The organism is Pedobacter sp. 05L430 (assembly GCF_056397585.1).
In genome coordinates this window covers 1-2,660 of record NZ_JBFTNT010000425.1, presented here as the reverse complement: position 1 = coordinate 2,660, position 2,660 = coordinate 1, and the positions used below count along the sequence as shown (strand labels likewise).

Sequence of the window (2,660 nt, the reverse complement as noted above, 5' to 3'; positions counted from 1 at the left end):
GTAGCAAACCATCTTAAAGTAGTACCTCCGTTAGCAGTGGCTTTCAGTACAGCAGTGCTRCCCGAACAGATCGACTGATCACCTGAGGTGACTGTCGGATTAGGATAAATAACTTCCGCACCGTATATATTTAAATTGTCTAAAGCAGAAACCAATGCACCGAAACGGATCTCTACTCTGTCGTAGATACCCCCAGCCGGTACAGTAGCTTTAAACCTGTTGCCGCTTAATAGTTTAAGTTTTAAAAGACTCGAATTCAGCGGATAGCTGTTCACCACGCTTGTACCGTTCAACACAGTAACAGTAGCACCTCCAAGTACACTTACATCTGCAAGACCTGTTGGGGTCTCAAGATCTAAACGGATACTGTCGGTAGCTGATCCTGCACTTGCAAAAATCAGACGCTGATAACCCGTTGCCCCTACACCTACCGCCAAATGGATGCTGGTGAAATTGGTAGCATTCGCATCAGTCGATGCACCAGGATTGTCTACTCCGCATAATAAACAAAGACCATCTATACCGCTTTGTTGTGCTGTTGCTGCATTACAGTTCGGATTTACAGGTCCGCTGGTTACCGTTACTTTCACTGCYACTCTTGATGAGCTCACACAACCTGATGCACTTTCAGTCTCTACATAATAAGTAGTGGTAGCTGCTAAAGCAGGAGTGGTAAAGCTTGGTCCGGTAGCCAATGATGCTCCGCCACTTGCTGCTGCATACCATTTAATGGTATTGCCCGCATCGGCTGTGGCCTGAAGCGTAGCGGTCTGGCCTGAACTGATGGTCTCGTTATTGGTAACGATAGCTGCCAGTGCAGGAGCAGCATTGATGGTAACAACAACAGAAGTACGGCTGCTTACTGCTGTACCTGATACTGCCTCTACATAATACGTAGTAGTGGCTGTTAAGACAGGGGTGGTAAAGCTTGATCCGTTAGCTATCGAAGTGTTGCCGGTTGAAGCATACCACCTGTACGTTACTCCCGGAAGGGTATTGGATACGGTCAGTGTTGCTGTAGTGCCACTGCAGGTAGTAGCTCCCGCAACTACAGGGGCGCCAACATTAACTACCAATGCATAATCTGTACTGGTAGATAGGTTGTTCGCATCCGTTGCAGTTACCTTGATCGTATAGTTCCCGCCGGTTGCAGGGGTGCCTGTAAGTTTACGGGTTAAAGGATCAAAGCTCAGTCCTGCAGGGACACCTGTTGCAGCATAGGTATATGGTGATGTACCGCCGGTTACTGCAGGTAAGGTCTGGGCAGGGTAAACTGTACCTACCAGACCAGCTGGCAATACCGCTGTAGGAAGTGACAATACCCCATTTACTTTTAAAGCATAGGTCTGGGTAGCTTTTGCTCCCACAGCATCGGTAACTTCTACATTTATATTGTAAGAACCAGACTGGGTTGGTGTTCCGCTGATCTGACGGGTAGTGGCATTAAAGCTTAATCCCGCAGGAAGATTAGTGGCAACATAAGTATAAGGACCGGTACCACCTGTTGCTGATGGAAGGGTCTCGGTAGCATATAGTGTACCCGCTGTACCGTCTGCAAGAACTTTTGCCGGCAGCACCAGTGGATCGCTTACTTTTATTGTATAATTTCTGGTAACACTGTTACCGTCTGCATCGGTAACTTTTACCGGAATAGTAAAGGTACCTTTTGTAGTTGGTGTACCGGTGATGGTACGGGTTAATGGATCAAAGCTCAGTCCTGCAGGTATGCCTGTAGCACTGTAAGTATAAGGACCCGCCCCTCCTGTTGCAGCCGGAATGGTCTGTGCAGGATAAGGAACACCTACTGTACCATCTGCCAGGGTAGCGGCCGGCAATACCAATGGATCCCTTACAATAATGGTATAATCATTGGATACACTGTTGCCGTTCGCATCAGTAGCCGTAACAGGAATTACAAATGTACCTTTCTGTGTAGGGGTACCGGTGATCTCCCTGGTCGACGGGTTAAAGGTCAGACCCGGAGGAAGATTGGTGGCAGTATAGGTATATGGTGTAGTACCGCCTGTAGCTGCAGGTATGGTCTGCGTAGGATATACGGTACCTACAATGCCGTTTGGTAAAGTAGCCGCAGGAAGCGCCAAAGCTGCTGTTACTTTTAAAGTATAAGCCGCTGTTGCTGTACACAGTTTACTGTCGGTTGCAACAACAGAGAAAGTGAAGTCTCCGGAGGCTGTCGGGGTCCCGCCAATTGTACCGTTAGCTGAYAAAGTCAGTCCTGCAGGTAAGCTGCTGCCTGCCGCAAGGGTATAAGTAAATGCTGGCGTACCACCGGTAGCCACATTGATCTGTTTTGAATAGGATGAGTTTACTGTAGCATTGCTCAATACTGTAGTCGCAAAAACAATTGCTGGATTTACCGTTACCTTAACAGGTACACGCTCTACATTTGCACAACCAGCTTTGCTTACTTCTATATAATAGGTAGTAGTAGCAGTCAGTGCAGGGGTAGTAAAGGTCTCTCCGGTGGCAAGTACTGTTGTACTGCTAGCGGTAGCAAACCATCTTAAAGTAGTACCTCCGTTAGCAGTGGCTTTCAGTACAGCAGTGCTRCCCGAACAGATCGACTGATCACCTGAGGTGACTGTCGGATTAGGATAAATAACTTCCGCACCGTATATATTTAAATTGTCTAAAGCAGA

At 47.6% G+C, this 2,660-nt stretch carries 1 protein-coding gene; it reads right to left on the bottom strand.

From position 1 onward, the window contains the following. Positions 1-2,660 (bottom strand): Ig-like domain-containing protein (locus AC1DG9_RS25900; RefSeq protein WP_477635550.1); only part of this gene is annotated, 2,660 nt, incomplete at both ends.